Origin of the sequence: Nonomuraea sp. ATR24, assembly GCF_041950485.1 — a bacterium.
Taxonomy (GTDB): domain Bacteria; phylum Actinomycetota; class Actinomycetes; order Streptosporangiales; family Streptosporangiaceae; genus Nonomuraea; species Nonomuraea ceibae.
This window is the reverse complement of sequence record NZ_JBGNUU010000012.1, coordinates 237,237-254,288: the sequence shown is the minus strand read 5'-3', so window position 1 is coordinate 254,288 and position 17,052 is coordinate 237,237. Positions and strand designations below refer to the sequence as shown.

Genomic DNA, 17,052 nt, shown 5'->3' with positions numbered 1-17,052 from the left:
ATGATCGGGAGGAAGTCCGCCCGTGAGCCGGAGATGAGATGACCGCGACCGCAGAGACCACGCTCGACCTCCCCTTCGACGCCGTCACCCCGCTCATGGGGGTCGAGGAGGAGTATCTGCTCGTCGACCCGGTCACGCGGGCGGTCGCCCCGCGGGCGCGGGCCGTCGTCGAGCGGGCCGCCGCCGAGCTCGGCGACCGCGTCGGCGCGGAGATCACCCGCTTCCAGGTGGAGGCCAAGACGGCTCCGTGCGCGGGCGTGGCGGAGCTGGGCGGCCAGCTCGCGGGCATGCGCCGGGCGGTGGCCGCCGCGGCCCGCGCCGAAGGGCTGGCCGTGATCGCGTCGGGGACGCCCGTCCTGCCCGGCGCGGTGCCGCCGCCCATCACCGAGGGCGCCCGCTACGACCAGGGCATCGCCGCCTACCGGGCGCTGCACGACGAGCAGAGCATCTGCGCCGGGCACGTGCACGTGCACCTGCCCGACCGCGAGCTGGCCGTGCTCGTCTGCAACCACCTGCGGCCCTGGCTGCCGGCGCTGATCGCGCTGATGGCCAACTCGCCGTTCTGGGAGGGCCGCGACACCGGCTACGCCGCCTGGCGGGTGCTGGCCTGGGGCAAGTGGCCGGTGGCCGGGCCGCCGCCCTACTGCGCGAGCGCCGCCGAGCACGACCGGCTGGTGGCGGCGCTGACCGCGTCCGAGGCGGTGGTCGACCCCGGCACCCTGTTCTGGGACGCCCGCCCGTCGGCCCGCCTGCCGACCGTGGAGGTGCGCGTCGGCGACGTGCCCGCCTCGACGGCCGAGGCGACGCTGCTGGCGCTGCTCGTCCGGGCGCTGGTGACGGTGTGCGCGAAGCGGGCGCGCGACGGCGACCCCGGTCCCCGGCCGGCCGAGCCGCTGCTGCGCGTGGCCTACTGGCGCAGCGCCCGCGACGGGCTGGAGGGCCACGCGGTCGACCCGTTCACCGGCGTGCCGCGTCCCGCCATCGAGCTGGTGGCCGAGCTGCTGGAGCTGGTCCGGCCCGCGCTGGCCGCCAGCGGCGACCTGGAGGCGGTCCAGGAGCTGTGGCGGCGGCTGCGCGCGTCGGGCAGCGGCGCGGCCCGCCAGCGCGCCGCCTTCGCACGGCGCGGCCTGCTGACGGACGTGGTGGACGACCTGATCGGCCGCTTCACCCGCTGACCGGCCGGGCTCAGCCGGGCAGCCAGCGGGCCAGGAACGCGCGCAGCGGCTCGGCGTGCCGGACCGGGTCGTCCCAGCGGGCCTGCAGGTCCTCCAGCAGGTGCCGCTCGGCCAGCAGCTCGCCGCCGCGCCAGGCCCGGACGACCGGATGCAGGAACGCGCACTCCTCGGCCCGCTCCGGCTCCGGGTGGCGGCGGATGGCGAACACGTCGGCGTAGTCGCGCCGCCCCCACCGCAGCGTGACCGTGAACGTCAGCCCGCCGCCGCCGAACCGCTCGACCGCGTAGTCCTCCGGCAGGTCCCGGTAGTGCCGTACGCCGCCGTCGACGACGTAGGCGTCGCACAGGTACTCGAACTGCGTCCACAGCGCCGAGCTGTGGTTGACCCGCGCCAGCATCGACCGCGTCAGCGCTTCGGCCTCGGCGGGCACCGCGCCCTCGGGCAGGGGGACGCCGTCGTAGCGCTCGCCGAGGAGCGCGGCCAGCACGCGCAGGTTGTAGCGGAAGCCGTCGACGAACGCCGACGAGGCCCGCTTGAAGTCGCGCGCCTGCATCAGCGTGCCCGCGAAGTACAGGCCGTCGACGTTGGCCGAGCGGAAGTCGGGCCGGATGGCCGGCAGCCGCCCGCCGGGCGCCATCTCCGGCCGGCACTCCTCGGCGAACAGGCCGGTGTCCATGACGAAGCCGGTGCAGCGCAGCACCGCGTCGTAGTCGAGCTCGGCCCGCTCGCCGTCGGCCAGCGTGTAGGTGATGGAGGCGCGCACGCCCTCGCCGTGCCGTTCGAGCTTGTCGACGGTGCATTCCAGCACGGCGTGCAGCGTCTTGAACCAGTAGCTGTCCAGCAGCGCCCCGTACTGGCCGCGCACGTGGCCGGGGTGCTTGGTGGTCCAGGCGAGCCGGACCGGGCTGGGGCTGGCCAGGTGGATGACGGACGCGTGCGGCAGCAGCGCCATCGCGGTCTCGAACGCGGCGTTGCCCTTGCCGATGATCAGGACGCGGCGGCCGGTGAACTCCTCGCCCGCCGTCGGCACGTCCTCGTAGCCGGTCGCGAGCTCGATGCCCGGGATGTCGGGCACGTACGGGCCGCTCCAGCCGGAGGCGACGATCACGCACTCGGCGCGCACCACGCGGTCGCCGGCGTGCACCTCGAACAGCCCGTCGCGCTTGCCGACGCGGGTCACCGGCGTGTCGAAGCGGACGTTCAGCCCGTGCAGGGCGTGGAAGTCGCCCAGGTAGCGGACCAGGTCGTCGGCGTGCGGGAAGTATTCGCGCGAGTAGGCGTCGAAGCGCAGGTCGGGGCCGTCGTCGCAGAGCAGCGAGTTCCAGTCCCAGCGGAGCTGGATCTCGCGTTCCTTCTCGCCGGTGTTGACCTTGTTGAGCGAGATGAGCCGCCGGTGGCGCGGGTAGCGGCGGAAGAAGCCGCCGGGCGCGGCCTCGCGTTCGAGGGTGAGGTAGTCGGCGCCGGCGCGCTGGAGGAAGTAGCTGAGCTGGAGCCCGGCGGGACCGGCTCCGATGATCACGTAGCGGTGCCGTTCGTCATCCATCGGCGACGCTCGTGTAGCCCCGCTCGACGATGCGCTCGGCGGAGGCGGCGTAGAAGGAGTCGTCGTCCGGCGTGTCGGTGGCCAGGCCGTCGACGTAGCGGTTGAACATGCAGAACGCGGCGGCGATCAGCACGGTGTCGTGGATCTCCACCTCGGTGGCGCCCTCGGCCTCGGCGGCGGCGACGAGCTCGCCGGTGACGTTCTTGCCGCCGCGCTGCACGGCGGCGGCGATGGCCAGCAGCGCGCGGAGCTTCGGCGTGACCGGCGCGGTCGCGGCGTCGGCGTGGACCGTGGCGACGAGGTCCGCGCCCTCGGGCAGCTGCGCGGCGGCGAACGCCGAGTGGGAGGCGGTGCAGTAGGAGCACGCGTTGAGCCCTGACACGTAGGCGGCGATCAGCTCGCGCTCGCCGCGGGTCAGCGTGCTCTCGCCGCGCAGCAGGACCTCCGCCAGCGCGTTCAGCGGCCGGGCCGTCTCGGGCCGGAACGCGAACAGGCCGCGGATGCCCGGCACGCCGGAATCGATGGTGACGTGGGGCAAGACACAACTCCTTCGGACGACCGGGCACCTGCATGATCGTTGTGTAATGCGCGCCTGTCAACGCCTCTTTTCCGGTCGCCGGCCCCATTTGTTTCCCGGCGGCCGGACAAGGGTTGTCGGGCGTTACCGCCCGGCGTAATGTCACGCACGCCACGTGAACCCCGTTTAACGACCGGAGAGTGCGTCATGGCCGATCACCCGAACATCACCGTCGCCGCGAACAGCTACGACGCGATGGCGAAGGGCAACTGGGATTACCTGCGCGACGAACTTCTCGCCGACGACGTGGTCTTCCACGTGCCCGGCCAGGGCTCGCTGGCCCGCGACTACCGGGGCAAGGACGAGGTGCTGGGCTATCTCAAGCGTCTCGCCCAGAGCACCGGCGACACGTTGCGGATGGAGCCGCGCACGTTCCTGGTGGGCGACGACCACGTCGCGGCGATGCTGAGCGTCTACGCCGAGCGCGAGGGCCGGGTCCTGGAGGACACCGGCCTGCAGGTCTACCGCGTCACCGGCGGCAGGATCAGCGAGCGGTGGAGCTACCCGGACGACCCTGGCGCCGTGGACGCGTTCTTCGCCTCCTGATCACGCGCTCTCGGCCAGCTCCTTGCGCCAGACGGCCACGTAGCCGCTGGTCAGGCGGGCCCTGGCCGCGTAGTGCTCCGGATCGTCGCAGGCCAGCGTGGCCAGCCCGTCGACGTAGCGGTTGTACATGCAGAACGCCGCGGCGATCAGCACCGTGTCGTGGATCGCCAGGTCCGAGGCCCCCTCGGCCCTGGCGGCCTCGACCAGGTCGGCGCCGACCTGCTGCCCGCCGCGCTGCACCGCCGCCGCGATCGCGAGCAGCGCCCGCAGCCTGGCGGAGATCGGCGCCGTGTCCGGGTCGGCCCGCACCGCGTCGACCAGCTTCATGCCCTCGGGCAGCCGGACCGCGGCGAACGCCGCGTGGGTGTGGAAGCAGAACCGGCACCGGTTCAGCGACGACACGTACGCCGCGATCAGCTCACGTTCGGCGCGGTCCAGGGTGTCGTCGCCGGAGAGGAGCACCTCCGACAACTGCGTGAGCGGCGCCGCCGCCTCCGGCCGGTAGCGGAACAGCCCGCGAATTCCCGGCTCATCCGAAACCAGTGTAATGTGCGGGCGTTTTCCGCCCGCGTGGTTGACGAATTCCCGCCGTCGCGGGGGCCAATTCACCTGTGCCATTTGCCGTCCCTTCGTCCGCCGAATTCGCCTGCATACTGCAAGTGTGCGGTCCGGGCCGCCGCGTATCCGGAATTGTGCGGGCCAGCATGATGTCCGCCGTGACACGTTCCTGTCAGCCCGGACGCTGGACGGCGGCGGGACTCAGTCCCGTAGGGCGCGCGCCAGGGCGTTGCCGTCGCCGGGCGCGACCGGTTCGGTGAGGAAGACCGGCCCCTGGGCCATGAACCTCGGCCGGGTGCCGCGGTGCTCGTCGGCGGCGTGCACGGTCAGCGGGTGCACGAGGTAGACGTCGCCGGGCAGGCCGGTCGCGCGGGCCACCGGGCGGTCGCGGGACGCCTCGTCCAGCAGCGGCCCGGCCTCGAACGGGTCGAGCACCCGCTCGCCCAGCACGCGGGCGGCGTCACGGTGGGAGCCCACCCGGATGCGGGTCGGCGCGTCGTCCTCGCCCACCTCCGACAGCAGCGTGAGCAGCAGCATCGTCTCGGGCCGCCCGGACACCGCCCAGGAGCCGTCGGGCCGGGCGACGGAGGCGTCGATGTGCCAGCCCCGGTCGTCGACCTCGGACTTGCCGGGGAAGCGGACCGGCATGTTGCCGATGGCTCCGCGCGGCTTCCAGCCGCCCGGCCCGGCCAGCGCGTCGAGCGCCTCGGCCAGGCGGGCGCTGCGGACGAACGCGCCGAACGGCCCCTGGCCGGTGACGTCGGCGGCCCACACCACGGGCTGCCGCCATCCGGCGGGGTCGTCGGGCGACAGGCCGATCTGGTGCCACACCGCCGCCCTGGCCGCGTCGCCGGCCTCGCGGGGCACGGCGGCCTCCAGCTTGACGAATCCGTCGGCGACGAAACGCTCCACGTCCACAACAGTCATGGCAGCCACCGTAACGGGGCTGTCCACTGCTTTTCAGCGGCCGACCAGCGCCTGGAGCAGGCCGGGGAAGGCCTCGTCGATCTCGTCGCGGCGCAGCGCGTTCATCCGGGAGGTGCCCACGTAGTGCTGGCGGATGAGGCCGGCCTCGCGCAGCACGTTGAAGTGGTGGGTGGCGGTGGACTTGCTGACGGGCAGCTCGATGGTGCCGCAGCTGACGTCCTCGCGGGCCCGGTAGAGCTCGCTGACGATGTGGCGGCGCACGGGGTCGACGAGGGCCTCCAGCACCTGCTGGAGGGTGATCGTCCGGATGTCCGGGTGTGGCGGGACGCGCTCCCGCCCGGTTCGCCGTGCCACCGTCATCACCCCACCCTAGCAAAGTACGGCCACCATCGAAGTTTGACAGCGATCATACTTTCCGCTTGAGTGAACCCCTCACCACGGAAGGAACGATGCGCGATGACCAGGACGGTGCGCTTCCACGAGCTCGGCGGGCCCGAGGTGCTGCGGCTGGAGGACGTGGAGCCCGGCGACCCCGGCCCCGGCGAGCTGCTGGTCCGGGTCGACGCGATCGGGCTCAACCGCGCCGAGACGCTGTTCCGCAGCGGCCACTACATCGAGCCGGTCAAGGAGTTCCCCTCCCGGCTCGGCGCCGAGGCCGCGGGCGTGGTCGAGGGCGTCGGCGCCGGCGTGACGGGGTTCGCCCCCGGCCAGGAGATCAGCGTGGTGCCCGCGTTCTCCATGAACGACTACGGCGTCTACGCCGAGCGCGCGGTGGTCCCGGCCGCGGCGGTGCTGCCCCGCCCCGCCGGGCTCGACGCGGTCGGCGGCGCGGCGGTGTGGATGCCGTACCTGACGGCGTACGGGGCGCTCGTGGAGGTCGGCGGGATGCGCGCGGGCGACACGGTCGTGCTGACGGCGGCCTCCAGCAGCGTCGGCCTGGCCGCGATCCAGATCGCCGGCCGCGTCGGCGCGGTGCCCGTCGCGACCACCCGCACGCGGGCCAAGGCGGCGCGGCTGCGCGCGGCCGGGGCGGCCGAGGTGATCGTCACCGAGGAGGAGGACGTGGCCGCGCGGGTGCTCGCGCTGACCGGCGGGCGCGGCGCCGAGTTCGTCTTCGACGCCGTCGCCGGTCCCGGCGTGCTGGAGCTGGGCCGGGCGGTCGCGCCGGGCGGCTCGCTGATCATGTACGGGGCGCTGAGCGGCGAGGTGACGCCCTATCCGGGGTTCGCGCTCGGCATGCCCGCCCTGAACATGCGCACCTACACCGTGCACGAGACGACCACCGACCCGGACCGGCTGCGCCGCGCCGAGGCGTTCGTCGCCTCCGGCCTGCGCGCCGGCGCGTTCGCGCCCGCCGTGGACCGCGTCTTCGACCTGGCCGACGTCGCCGAGGCGCACCGCTATCTGGAGTCGGGCGCCCAGGTCGGCAAGATCGTCGTCACGACGGGCCGGTGACGGGCAGGCTCCGCTCCCTGATGGGCGCGTAAAGGGCGCTCCAGCCGTTGAACAGCCCGGTCGCGAAGTAGTGGACGTTGGTGGCGAGCACGGCGAGCAGCGTCATGGCCACGTACAGCCCCAGCCCGGCCGCCCTGACGAGGTCGACGGGCAGCGTGTACGCGATCGCGACCCGGGCCGCGGCGTCGAGCAGCAGCGCCACGGACCAGATCACGGTGGACACCCGCCAGATCCGGCGGAAGGCGGGCAGCCGCTCCCAGTAGACGTCCCACGGCTCGCGCAGCGGCCCGCGCGGGAGCCTGCGCTCCACCAGCGGGCGGGTGAACTCGTAGGCCATCGGCCTCCCCCACCACACCGAGGCCAGGAACCACAGCCCAGCGGCGGCGGTGACGAACCCCTCCTTGGCCAGCAGCAGCCGCTCGTCCCCGCCGACCAGCGCGGCCAGCAGGGCGATGCCCATCATGCCCGCCATGAACAGGCCGAGCCCGTCCAGCCTGCGCCCCCGGGCGAACTGCCAGGCGGTGACCACGGCGGGGACCAGCGCGTCGACCAGCAGCGCGAGATAGACGCTGACCCCGAGCGCGCGCAGCCCGTAGTAGACCCCCAGCGGCACCACGACGTTTAGCGCGAACGACAGGGCCCGGCTCACCCGCCGCTCCGGGTGGCCAGGTCGAACAGCGTCACGAGCTCGCGCGCGTAGCCGTCGAGGTCGAGGTCGGGCTTGGTGCGCAGCAGGAACGGCAGCCCGTCGAGCGAGCGCTGGATGGTCGCCGCCATGACGAACGTGTCGAACTGCCGGAACTCCCCCCGGCTCTGCCCGTCACGCAGGATCGCCTCCAGGTGCCCGAGGACGCCGTTCTCCTCGTCGGGGCCGTAGGACCGGCTCTCGCCCGCGCCGCCGCGCCAGTCGAGGAAGATCGTCATCAGCGCCTGCATCTCACCGGCGTGCGTCGCGTTGAACTCCACCAGCCCGGTGATGTACGCGCGCAGCCGGGCGGCGGCGCCGGGCAGCCCGGCCATCCGCTCCCCCAGGTGGCGGCCGAGCTTGCCGATGATGTGGCCGACGACCTCGGCCATCAGCTCGTCCTTGCCGGCGAAGTGGTAGGAGATCAGCCGCGTGCTGCTGAGCCCGGCCCGCTTGGCGATCCGGGCGAACGACGTCTGGCCGTAGCCGGCCTCGCTCAGGGTCTCCACAGTCGCGGCGATGATCTGCGCGCGCCGGGCCTCCCCCGTGAACGTTCTTACTTGCATGAGTAAAACATACGCCATTCGAGTAACCGGCGCCAGGTCAGCCCAGCGGCTGGGCCGAGCCGAACACGCCGTGCGGGTCGTGGACGGCCTTCAGCTCGCGCAGCCGGGGCAGGTTGGCCCCGTGGTAGGCGCGCGCCCAGTCGGCCAGGTCCGGGTCCGGGTAGTTGGGGTAGACGCCGGACGTCCACGGGGAGATGCGCTCCCAGGCGCGGCGCAGCCAGGCGTGCGCGTCCCGGCGGCGGCTGTCGCTCGCCCGGAAGCCGACCTGCACGGCCTGCTTGAGCAGGAAACGCGGCGTGCGGTGGGCGAAGGCCGTCGCGGCGGGGTCGACGCGGCCGATCGCGCCCGCCCACGGCACGAACTCCAGGTCGCGGATCTCGCCGTAGACCCGGTCGGCGGCCAGCCGTTCCAGCAGGTCCTCGACGGCCTCCCGGGGCAGGGCGCCGGGCAGGAATCCCGACTTGCTCAGGCGCAGGCCGGGCCGCTCTCCGGGCGGCAGCTCCGTGGCGGCTCCGGCTCCGCCGTCGGCGTAGGAGTGGTGACAGGCGGCCGCGGCGCCCTCCAGCCGGGTGAGCGTGAGCCGGTCCACCGGGGCCAGGCCGGCCACCAGCTCGGCGGCCTGCTCCTCCGGCCCGGCGACGACGCCGAACAGCACCGCGTACGGCTCCTCCTCAGGCTCGTCGCCGGCGATGACGGCAATCTCCAGGTTGACCTCGTCCGGCGCGCCGGGCGCCCAGTGCTGCCAGGCGTCCACGAGGGCGGCGGCGTCGCCGAAACCGCAGATCGCCCGGACGGCGGTGACGGGGACGATCGGGCGGGTGCGCAGCGTCAGCCGGGTGACAGCGCCGAACGTGCCGCCGCCCGCCCCGCGCAGCCCCCACAGCAGGTCGTCGCCCGCCTCGACGGCCCGCCCGTCCGCCAGGACGACGCGCGCGGCCAGCAGGTGGTCGGCGCCGAGCCCGTACAGGCGGGAGAAGACGCCGTAGCCGCCGCCGAGGACCGCGCCCGTCACGCCCACGGCCGGGCACCAGCCGCACGGCACCATGCGCCCGTGCTCGGCCAGCCGCCGGGCCAGCTCGCCGATCCGCACGCCGGGCCCGACCCGCACGGTGCCGTCGCCGACCTCGATCGTCCGCATCCCGCCGAGGTCGACCAGGAGGCCGGTCGTCGAGGAGTGCTCGGCGAAGCTGTGGCCGCCGCCGCGCAGCGCGAACGGCAGGCCGCGGACGCGCGCGAGCTCCAGTGCGCCGATCACGTCGGCCTCGGAGCCGCAGCAGGCCACGGCGGCGGGCAGCGCCTCGTCGAGCGTGCCCAGGAACGGCTTGCGGCGGGCCTGGTAACCGGGCTCGCCGGGATGGATGAGCCGCGGCGCGGTCATCGGCGGGCCGGCTTGCCGGTCTGTAGCGCGTACAGCTCGGCGTAGCGGCCGCGCAGCGCCAGCAGCTCCTCGTGGGTGCCCTGCTCGGCGATGCGGCCCTGGTGCAGCAGGTAGACGCGGTCGGCGTGCCGCACGCTGGTCAGCCGGTGCGTGATCAGCACGACCGTGCGCTCGCCGGCGATCCGCCGGAGCGTCTCGTAGACGGCGTACTCCGCCTTGGCGTCCAGTGGCGCGGTCGGCTCGTCCCAGATCAGCAGCGGCCCGTCGCGGAACAGCCCCCGGGCGACGGCCAGGCGCTGCCACTGCCCGGCCGACAGCTCGTGACCGCCCCGGAACTGCTTGGACAGCAGCGTCCGCCAGCCCGAGGGCAGCCCGGCGATCACGTCGTCGGCGGCGGCGAGCGAGGCGGCCTCGCGCAGGGCGTGGTCGCCCGGGTCGGGGCGGTCGTGGCGGCCCATGCGGACGTTGGTCCTGGCGTCGTGCGGCCAGCGGACCGGGTGCTGCGGCACCAGCACGATCCGGTCGGCCAGCGAGCGCGGGTCCAGTCCGGCGCAGTCGAGCCCGTCCCAGCGCATGGTCCCGGTGGTGGGCCGGTACAGCCCGGCCAGCAGCCTGGCCAGCGTGGTCTTGCCCGAGCCGTTCTCGCCGACGAGCGCGATCGTCTGGCCGGCGTGGACGGTCAGGTCGATGCCGCGCAGCGCGGGCCCGGCACCGCCCGGGTAGGTGAACCCCACGTCGCGCAGGGTGATGCGCGCGGGTGAGCGGGGCGCGGGCACGCCGCCCTCGGGCCGCCTCCTGGCTTCGGCGTCGGCCAGGAAGTCGTGGTAGTCGGCCACGTACAGGGACTGCTCGAACAGCTGGTTGGCGGCCTGGGTGAGCTGGCGCAGCGCCCCGGCGGCCACCCTGACGGCGATCACGGCGGTGCCGGCGGCGGCGGTGGCGATCCAGCCGGCGTGCAGCATCAGCCCGAGCGCGGCCAGGACCCCGGCCAGGGCCAGCCCGGCGGCGGCGCGGCCGGCGGCGGTGGCCCGCGCCATGGCCAGCCCGACCCGCGTCTCCTCCGCCTTCAGCACGTCCGCCACCTGCCGGTACTCGGCGAGCACGGACGGCTCGGCCTGGCAGGCGCGCAGCTCGCCCGCCGGCTCGCGTTCGGTGGCCAGGGAGGTGAGCAGGTCCACGCGGCGGTTCAGCGTGACCATCGCGCGCATGCCCGCGTAGCCGCGCCTGGCGGCCCTGAGCACCGCCCACGCCTCCGGGATCACCCCGGCCACGAGCAGCGGCACCAGCAGCGGGTGCAGTACGGCGAGCCCGGCGGCGGCGGCCGTCACCCCGCAGGCGGCGCCGAGCAGGTCGACGAGGTTGCCCGCGGAGCGGTCGAGGTGGAACAGCCCGCGGTCGCGGGCCCGGTGCAGGCCGTCGAAGAAGTCCACGTCGTCGAGGTCGGCCAGTTGCACGCCGAGCGCCGCGGCGAACAGCCGCTCCTGCGCGGCCCGGCGCAGCGCCGGTTCGAGCCGCGCCCTGGCCAGCTCGACGCCCGCCACGGCGGCTCCGCGCAGCGCCACGATCACGGCGACGAGGACGAGGTCGGGCAGCGCGGCGAGGATGCGTTCCGGGGCCGCCCCTGCGGCCAGCAGCTCGTCCAGCACGGCGGTGGTCGCCAGCAGGCCGCCCGCCGTCGCCGCGCCGATCGCGAGCTGGAGGGCCAGGACGGCGAGCGCGGGACGGCGCCCGCACTCCCAGACGAGCCGCAGCACGGGCGCGACGAGCGCCGGCAGGCGGCGCAGGGTGTGCCGGGGCCCGTCCGGGCTGTCGAGGTGCCAGTAGGGGGTGACGAGCTCGTCCTGCGCGTCCGCCGTCATGCCGCTCACGCCGGGTCCGGCAGCAGGACGGACGGCAGCGCGCAGTCCGGGTGCATGCGCAGGAGCTGGTAGGCGACGCCGCCGAGTCCGGGCAGCAGGCCCGGCGCGAAGGCGTCCCTGGCCAGGCCGCTGACCGGGCCGTTGACCTCCAGGCCGCCCAGGATGTGGGCGTCCAGGACGGCCCGGTCCACCGGCGCGACCCCGGCGGCCCGCGCGTGTTCGATCACTTCCCAGGAGCCGAGGTCGCCGTGGCAGAGCGTGTGGTTCCAGCCGGTGCCGTCGGCCCAGCAGGAGGCGGCGGCGCGGGCCAGCCGGTCGCGCCAGCGGGCGCCGCCCTCGCGGGCGAGCCGGTCGGCGGCGACGATGCCGACGCCGCCCGCGCCGTGGCACCAGGCGGCGGCGGTGAACCCGTCGCCGCGCAGGTCCACCCAGCCGCGCTGGTCCGGGTCGTACAGGGTGTCCTCGTAGGCGAACGCGGCGTCGGCGAGCTCGCGCGTCCCGGCGGGGGCGGCGGCGGTGTCCGCCAGCCGGGACAGCGCCCAGCCGATGCCGGTGGCGCCGTGGGCCAGCCCGCCGAGGCCCTGCGGGAAGCGCGCACCCGGCCAGCACGCCCCGCCGGTCCGGTGCTCGGCCAGGGCGGCGAGGCGTTCGCCGATGGACGCGGCGAGCGCGGTCCAGCGCGGCTCCCCGGTCTGCTCGGCCAGCCGCAGCAGGGGGACGATCGCCCCGGACATGCCGGACAGCAGGTCGTAGCCGTCGTCGGCGTCGATCGCCTCCGGCAGCAGCTCGGCCAGCGCGCGGGCGCGGTCCGGCGCCTCCTCCCCGGCCGCGCCGAGCGCGCGCAGCAGCAGCCAGCCCCACACCTGCGAGGTGATGCCGAGGTACGCGCCGGGCGGTTCCGGCCGCAGCCGCATGTCTGCGCGCCGCTGGGCGGCGTCGCGGTCCTCGGTCAGGCGTACGGTGCGCAGGACGGCCGCCAGCAGGCCGGGCAGCTCGTCGACGGGCTCGGCCCGGCCGGCGGCGGCCTCGCTCACGTAGGCGGCCAGCAGGACGGCCACGCCGTGGGCTCCGCCGTACAGGTCGGCCGACAGCGGCTGCACCGCCCAGCCGGTGGGGTTGAGCACGGGCGTGATCCAGGTGACGGTGCCGTCGGGCCCGCGCACGGCGGCGTCCAGCACGCCCCGCATGATGCCGGCCGCCGCCGCGCGCCGCCTGGGCTCCAGCCGGTCGGTGAGGAGCAGGCCGGGCGACAGCCGCTTGTCCTCCGGCATCCAGCCCTCGTTCAGGTACGCGCTGACCAGGGCAGCCTGCGCCACCCGGCGGTCCAGCGCGTGATCACGCGCCCGCCAGCGGGCCACGGCGTCGGCCACCAGGTCGAGCTCGGGCCCGCACCGGCTGCCTCCGGGGCCGCGCAGCACGCCCACCCGGGGCGTGGTGTCGAACAGCGGGATGTCGCCCTGGCACAGCTCGTCCACCTCGGCGGCGATGACGGCGGCGTCGCCGGGAGCGCCGGGCACGTTCTCGGACATCCTGGCCAGCAGCGCGGCGGCCCTGGCCCGGGCGGGCGCCTCGTCGTGCAGCGCGACGGGATGCCAGAGCATGCGGGCCAGCTCGGCGTAGGACTCGGTGGAGCGCAGCACGGCGCGGACCGGGCAGTCGGCGAAGCCCGCCAGCAGCGGCTCCAGCTTGGCCGACCGGTCCAGCTCGGCGAGGCGTTCGTCGAGCTCGTCGAACCCGGCGATGATGGCGTCCCAGTAGTGGCCGAGGACCGGCTCGGGGCTGGGGTGGTTGGCCGCCGGAGGCAGCTCCACCCGTTCGGTGCCCATTCTCGGGCTGTCGGTGCCGGCGTCGAGCACGACCGGCAGCTCGACCTCCGGCTGCTGGCCGGGCAGCGCCCCGGCCGCCGACATGTCGACGCCCCGCCAGCCCAGCGCGACGCCGCGCCCGGGAAGCAGCCCGGTGCGCATGACGGAGGCGTTGACCAGCTCGACGGCCAGGTCGACGGCCTGGCCGTAGCCGGAGGGGCGGGCCTTGGCGTGCGGGGTGAACAGGCTCTCGCAGTCGACGACCACGGGGTGCGGGCCCGCCGCGATGAGGTTCTCGGCGTGCAGGTCGCTGCCGCCGAGCAGGCGCATGAGGGCCAGCCAGTGACCCATGCCCCGGTAGAAGGCGCGCAGCTCCGCGGCGTCGGCGCAGTGGCGGTGCTCGATGTGCTCGGCCCAGCCGTACCCGTCGCGGGTCACGACCTCGGGCACTCGCATGGTGGAGTCGCCGAGGTGGGTGAGCAGCCGGGCGAGCTCGGCGTCGACGGCCAGCGAGCGCGGCTTGTACAGCACCCGCCCGTCCTCGCCGTGCGCCAGCACGACCGTCTGCCCGCCGCGGTGGCTGTCTCCGGCGCCGAACTCGACGCGGGTGAGCTCGCCGGCCGGCGCGCCGGGCAGCGCGGCCAGCGCGGCGCGGTCGCGGGCGAAGCGGGCGGCGAAGCGGTGGGCGGCCTCGCAGCGGTTGCGGATCACGGTCGCCAGCCGGGCCTTCATGGCCGGGTACGGGCCGTCCAGTCCGCGCCAGAACGCCGGTTCCGCCACGGTCCGCTTCCACTGCTCCCAGCGGGCGGCGGGGTCGGAGGCGGTCAGGCGCCCGGAGAGCCGGGCGGCGTTCACCTCCAGGACCAGCACTCTGGTGATCCTGCGGCGGACGTCTTCGTCCAGGGACCGCGCCGAGCCCGCCAGGACGGCTGCGCGCTCGGCCCCGGCGAGGCCGGTGAGCCGTCCCAGCCGGGCCTCCAGGTCGGCCAGAGCCGGTCCGATCAGCGGGTCCAGCGGTGGGTCGAACTCACCGGCCATGTGCTCCCGTCCCCGCTCAGCAGCAGTAACGGGTGCGAGAAGCCGAGCAGGCGGTGCCGCACTTCCCGGACGCGCCCGGCCCGGTCATGGTGATCTCGGACTCGGCGTACGTGCCCTGCAGCAGCGGGCCCACCGGGCTGTCCGGCTCGTCGCCCGCCCTCCAGGCGGCGATGATCTCCTCGGCCCTTTCGAGGGTGACGGTCATCCTTGCTCCCTTCTCGGACTTGGCGTCATGATCTGGTGCCGGGTTCATGACGGCTAGACGTCAAAACTGCGCACTTGACACGACATTCCGGATATGAGAGAGACAGGCGTGATCACCGTTTCCGTCGTGGACGACGACCGGATGCTCATCGACGGGCTGGCCGCCTGGCTCGCCGCGGTGCCCGACGTCCGGCTGATCGGATCGGCCGCGACCGTCGCCGAGCTGCTCGCCGCCGAGCGCTCGCCGGCCGACGTGGTGCTGCTCGACCTGCTGCTCGCCGACCGCTCCGACCCCGCGGGCAACGTGCGCACGCTGGTACGGCTGCACCGCCGGGTGCTCGTGGTCAGCGTCGTGACCTCGGGCGACATGGCCAGGCAGATGATCGCCGCGGGCGCGGGCGGCTACCTCACCAAGGATCACGACCTGGGCATGCTGGTGGCCAAGGTCAGGGAGGTGGCCGAGGACCGGGTGGCGATCTCGCCCGAGCTGGCGCTCGGCTGGCTGGCCGACCGCGACGGCGACCGGCCGGTCCTGTCGCCGCAGGAACGCGCGGTGCTGCTCGCCTACGCCTCCGGCATGACGCTCACCGCGGCGGCCCGCAGCGCCGGGGTACAGCCGGGCACCGCCAGGAACTACCTCGAACGCGTCAAGGACAAGTACCGCAAGGCGGGCCGCCCCGCCTACACCAAGCTGGACCTGGCCGACCGCGTCAGGGAGGACGGTCTGGCCACCTGAGCTCCACGCACACCCCCTCGCCCGGCGCGGTGATCACCTCGGCGCGCCCGCCCACCTCGCGCATGCGCCCCATCACCGACGACCGCAGCCCGTAACCAGGCTCGACCAGGCCGGGGTCGAAGCCCGTGCCCCGGTCGACGACGCGCACGGTGACCACGCCGTCCACCTCGACCGCGGTCAGCCACGCCTCGCGCTCCCCCGAGTGCCTGGCCACGTTGTTGAGCGCCTCCGCACCGGCCTCCGCCATCGCCTCCCCCACCTCGTCGGGCACGCCGCCGGGCAGCGCCTCGGCGGCGTAGCGCACGCACAGCCCCAGCCCGGCCGCCCTGGCGACCGCGCGGGCCAGGCCGTTGCCCAGCCCGGTGGCGGGACCGATCGCGTCCTGCCTGATCAGCGTCCGCACGTAGGCGGCGTCGGCCGCGCACCGCCGCCGCACCTCCTCCGTACGGTGGTCCAGGCCGCCGCGGGCGATCGCGGTCAGCGTCGTCAGGACGGTGTCGTGCAGTTGCCGGTAGTGCGCCAGCCTGGCCCGCTCGGCGGCCCGCTCGGCCTCGGCCACCGAGCGCTGCTCGGCCAGGGCGTCCAGCCGCGTCGCCTGGGCGGCCAGGTAGCGGCGGATGAAGAAGACGATGACCGCGAACCACACGTAGCTGTTGACCCGCACGCCCAGCTCCACCACGGCCGGGAGGCGCTGGCCCAGGTCGCCGGCGTGCGCGAGCGCGTAGACCGCGACCGGCGGCAGCAGCGCCGCGAACTGGACCGGCCGCTCGCACACCGCGCCGATCAGCGCGCCCGTCGCCAGCAGCGCGTGGGAGGACCAGTTGGACACGCACGTGCCGGACGAGGGCAGGCACGCCCCGGTCACCCCCATCATGAACACGCAGGTCGCGGCCACGTCGATCACCACCGCCCGGGGGTCGAACCAGCCGCGCCGCGCCACCCAGCGGAACAGCGCCGCGTTCCACGCCAGGGCCACGGCCAGCAGCGCCACGTCGAGCCCCCGGCCGGTGGACAGCACGGTGACCGGTCCCCGCGCGGTGAACAGGCTCGAACAGGCGGGCAGCAGGTAGCTGAGCCGCTGGAGCAGCAGCAGCATCGCCACGAACCTGCGCACCCGCTCGGCGCTGGGCCTGGACGCCAGGAAGAGCGGGTCCCGCCAGCCGAGTGAGCCCCGTCCGCCCGGGTCGCGCGGGTCGCTCGGGGGTGGAGGCTGCATGTGTAGCGACGCCCTTCAGACGAGCCGGACTCTAAGATCCATCGAGCCCGGCGCGATCTCAAGCGCGCGCCTGATACGGGTGTCCGAGTCGCCGTTTTCGGCGTGTGCTCACCGGCCGGCGAGCCCGTCCCGTACGCGGTCGATCAGGGCGGCCCGGTCGACGCCCGCCAGCGCGAGGGCGCGCGGGACCGTGCCCGCCTCTGCCTGGAGGACGGCGATCAGCAGGTGGCCCGGCCGCAGGTCCTTCTTGCGGTGGGCCCTGGCCATCCGGTCCAGGGCGAGCTTGACCGAGGCGCCCAGGCCGAGCCGGCGCTCCGGGTCGCGGGTGGCGGGCGGCAGGTCGAAGTCGCCGGGCGACACCCCGGCGACGCTCAGGCTGTGCTCGAACTCGCGGCGCAGGGCGGCCTTCAGCGCCGCGTGGTCCAGGCCCGCCGCGGTGAGCGCCGGATCGGGGCCGGTGGCGATGGCCAGCAGCAGGTGGTGCGCCTCGATGGTGGCCGAGCCGTCCTGCGCGGCCTCCTCCTCGGCGCGCCCCAGGACCTCCTGGAGGTGGAGGTCGATCTCGCTCATGCCCGCCTCCGCAGCGTCACCCCGGCGGCGATGAGCCGCTTGGCGTGCTTCTTGTGGACCGCCTGGCGCGTGACGGCGAGCGCCTCGGCGACCTGCGGCCAGCTCCAGCCGGCCCGCATCGCCTGCTCGACGGCGGCGTCCTCGAGCTGGTCGGCCAGCCGGCGCAGCGCGGCCACGGCGGCCAGCGCGTCGGCCGGATCTTCGCTTGCCATGC

The 17,052-nt window shown here is 74.8% G+C and carries 18 protein-coding genes; 4 read left to right on the top strand and 14 right to left on the bottom strand.

Features of this window, described 5'->3' with window-relative positions:
- Positions 1-38: 38 nt before the first annotated feature.
- Positions 39-1,175 carry a glutamate--cysteine ligase gene (locus ACBI99_RS27965; RefSeq protein ID WP_375073875.1) on the top strand — a complete coding sequence of 379 codons (1,137 nt, stop codon included), beginning with the start codon at positions 39-41 and terminating at the stop codon, positions 1,173-1,175.
- Positions 1,176-1,185: 10 nt separating this feature from the next.
- Here ACBI99_RS27965 and ACBI99_RS27960 read toward each other — a convergent pair whose 3' ends face one another.
- Positions 1,186-2,718 carry an NAD(P)-binding domain-containing protein gene (locus ACBI99_RS27960; protein WP_375073874.1) on the bottom strand — a complete coding sequence of 511 codons (1,533 nt, stop codon included), beginning with the start codon at positions 2,716-2,718 and terminating at the stop codon, positions 1,186-1,188.
- Positions 2,711-3,256: a carboxymuconolactone decarboxylase family protein gene (locus tag ACBI99_RS27955; RefSeq protein WP_375073873.1), complete on the bottom strand. Its 546-nt coding sequence runs from the start codon at positions 3,254-3,256 to the stop codon at positions 2,711-2,713. The genes ACBI99_RS27960 and ACBI99_RS27955 overlap by 8 nt, the downstream gene beginning before the upstream one ends.
- Positions 3,257-3,442: 186 nt before the next feature.
- Between ACBI99_RS27955 and ACBI99_RS27950 the strand changes: the two genes are divergently transcribed.
- Complete coding sequence (locus tag ACBI99_RS27950; RefSeq protein ID WP_375073872.1) at positions 3,443-3,841, top strand: nuclear transport factor 2 family protein; 399 nt, start codon at positions 3,443-3,445, stop codon at positions 3,839-3,841.
- On the opposite strand, the gene ACBI99_RS27945 is transcribed toward ACBI99_RS27950, so the two are convergent.
- From ACBI99_RS27945 to ACBI99_RS27935, 3 genes are all read right to left on the bottom strand, one after another.
- Positions 3,842-4,450 (bottom strand): carboxymuconolactone decarboxylase family protein, encoded by a 609-nt coding sequence (locus ACBI99_RS27945; RefSeq protein ID WP_364183579.1) that lies wholly within the window; start codon positions 4,448-4,450, stop codon positions 3,842-3,844.
- 150 nt (positions 4,451-4,600) lie between these two features.
- Positions 4,601-5,326: a phytanoyl-CoA dioxygenase family protein gene (locus tag ACBI99_RS27940; RefSeq protein WP_357593343.1), complete on the bottom strand. Its 726-nt coding sequence runs from the start codon at positions 5,324-5,326 to the stop codon at positions 4,601-4,603.
- A gap of 33 nt (positions 5,327-5,359) precedes the next feature.
- Entirely contained in the window at positions 5,360-5,686 is a 327-nt protein-coding gene (locus ACBI99_RS27935) for an ArsR/SmtB family transcription factor (RefSeq protein ID WP_375073871.1), read from the bottom strand.
- Between the two features lie 96 nt (positions 5,687-5,782).
- Between ACBI99_RS27935 and ACBI99_RS27930 the strand changes: the two genes are divergently transcribed.
- On the top strand, positions 5,783-6,781 hold the full coding sequence (locus ACBI99_RS27930; protein ID WP_219508652.1) for a zinc-dependent alcohol dehydrogenase family protein: 999 nt from the start codon (positions 5,783-5,785) through the stop codon (positions 6,779-6,781).
- Here the strand turns inward: ACBI99_RS27930 and ACBI99_RS27925 are convergent.
- The 6 genes from ACBI99_RS27925 to ACBI99_RS27900 are packed head-to-tail and all read right to left on the bottom strand — an operon-like array spanning position 6,765 to position 14,317.
- Positions 6,765-7,430, bottom strand: coding sequence for a VC0807 family protein (locus tag ACBI99_RS27925; protein ID WP_219508651.1), 666 nt, complete (start codon positions 7,428-7,430; stop codon positions 6,765-6,767). The two genes, ACBI99_RS27930 and ACBI99_RS27925, sit on opposite strands and share 17 nt — an antisense overlap.
- Positions 7,427-8,032, bottom strand: coding sequence for a TetR/AcrR family transcriptional regulator (locus ACBI99_RS27920; RefSeq protein ID WP_219508650.1), 606 nt, complete (start codon positions 8,030-8,032; stop codon positions 7,427-7,429). The genes ACBI99_RS27925 and ACBI99_RS27920 overlap by 4 nt, the downstream gene beginning before the upstream one ends.
- A gap of 37 nt (positions 8,033-8,069) precedes the next feature.
- Complete coding sequence (locus tag ACBI99_RS27915; protein ID WP_219508649.1) at positions 8,070-9,410, bottom strand: FAD-binding oxidoreductase; 1,341 nt, start codon at positions 9,408-9,410, stop codon at positions 8,070-8,072.
- Positions 9,407-11,269, bottom strand: a complete 1,863-nt coding sequence (locus ACBI99_RS27910) for an ABC transporter ATP-binding protein (protein ID WP_219508648.1) — start codon at positions 11,267-11,269, stop codon at positions 9,407-9,409. The genes ACBI99_RS27915 and ACBI99_RS27910 overlap by 4 nt, the downstream gene beginning before the upstream one ends.
- 5 nt (positions 11,270-11,274) lie before the next feature.
- Positions 11,275-14,112 (bottom strand): type 2 lanthipeptide synthetase LanM family protein, encoded by a 2,838-nt coding sequence (locus ACBI99_RS27905; protein ID WP_375073870.1) that lies wholly within the window; start codon positions 14,110-14,112, stop codon positions 11,275-11,277.
- Positions 14,113-14,128: 16 nt separating this feature from the next.
- Positions 14,129-14,317: a DUF6229 family protein gene (locus ACBI99_RS27900; RefSeq protein WP_219508646.1), complete on the bottom strand. Its 189-nt coding sequence runs from the start codon at positions 14,315-14,317 to the stop codon at positions 14,129-14,131.
- A gap of 108 nt (positions 14,318-14,425) precedes the next feature.
- Between ACBI99_RS27900 and ACBI99_RS27895 the strand changes: the two genes are divergently transcribed.
- Complete coding sequence (locus ACBI99_RS27895; protein WP_219508645.1) at positions 14,426-15,052, top strand: response regulator; 627 nt, start codon at positions 14,426-14,428, stop codon at positions 15,050-15,052.
- On the opposite strand, the gene ACBI99_RS27890 is transcribed toward ACBI99_RS27895, so the two are convergent.
- The 3 genes from ACBI99_RS27890 to ACBI99_RS27880 all read right to left on the bottom strand — a co-directional run bounded on the left by ACBI99_RS27890 (position 15,027) and on the right by ACBI99_RS27880 (position 17,050).
- On the bottom strand, positions 15,027-16,268 hold the full coding sequence (locus tag ACBI99_RS27890; RefSeq protein ID WP_375073869.1) for an ATP-binding protein: 1,242 nt from the start codon (positions 16,266-16,268) through the stop codon (positions 15,027-15,029). The two genes, ACBI99_RS27895 and ACBI99_RS27890, sit on opposite strands and share 26 nt — an antisense overlap.
- Positions 16,269-16,376: 108 nt before the next feature.
- On the bottom strand, positions 16,377-16,838 hold the full coding sequence (locus ACBI99_RS27885) for a Clp protease N-terminal domain-containing protein (protein WP_375073868.1): 462 nt from the start codon (positions 16,836-16,838) through the stop codon (positions 16,377-16,379).
- A complete protein-coding gene (locus ACBI99_RS27880; RefSeq protein ID WP_219508642.1) occupies positions 16,835-17,050 on the bottom strand; it encodes a hypothetical protein in 216 nt (71 codons plus the stop codon). Before ACBI99_RS27880 ends, ACBI99_RS27885 begins: the two co-directional genes overlap by 4 nt.
- Positions 17,051-17,052 lie beyond the last annotated feature (2 nt).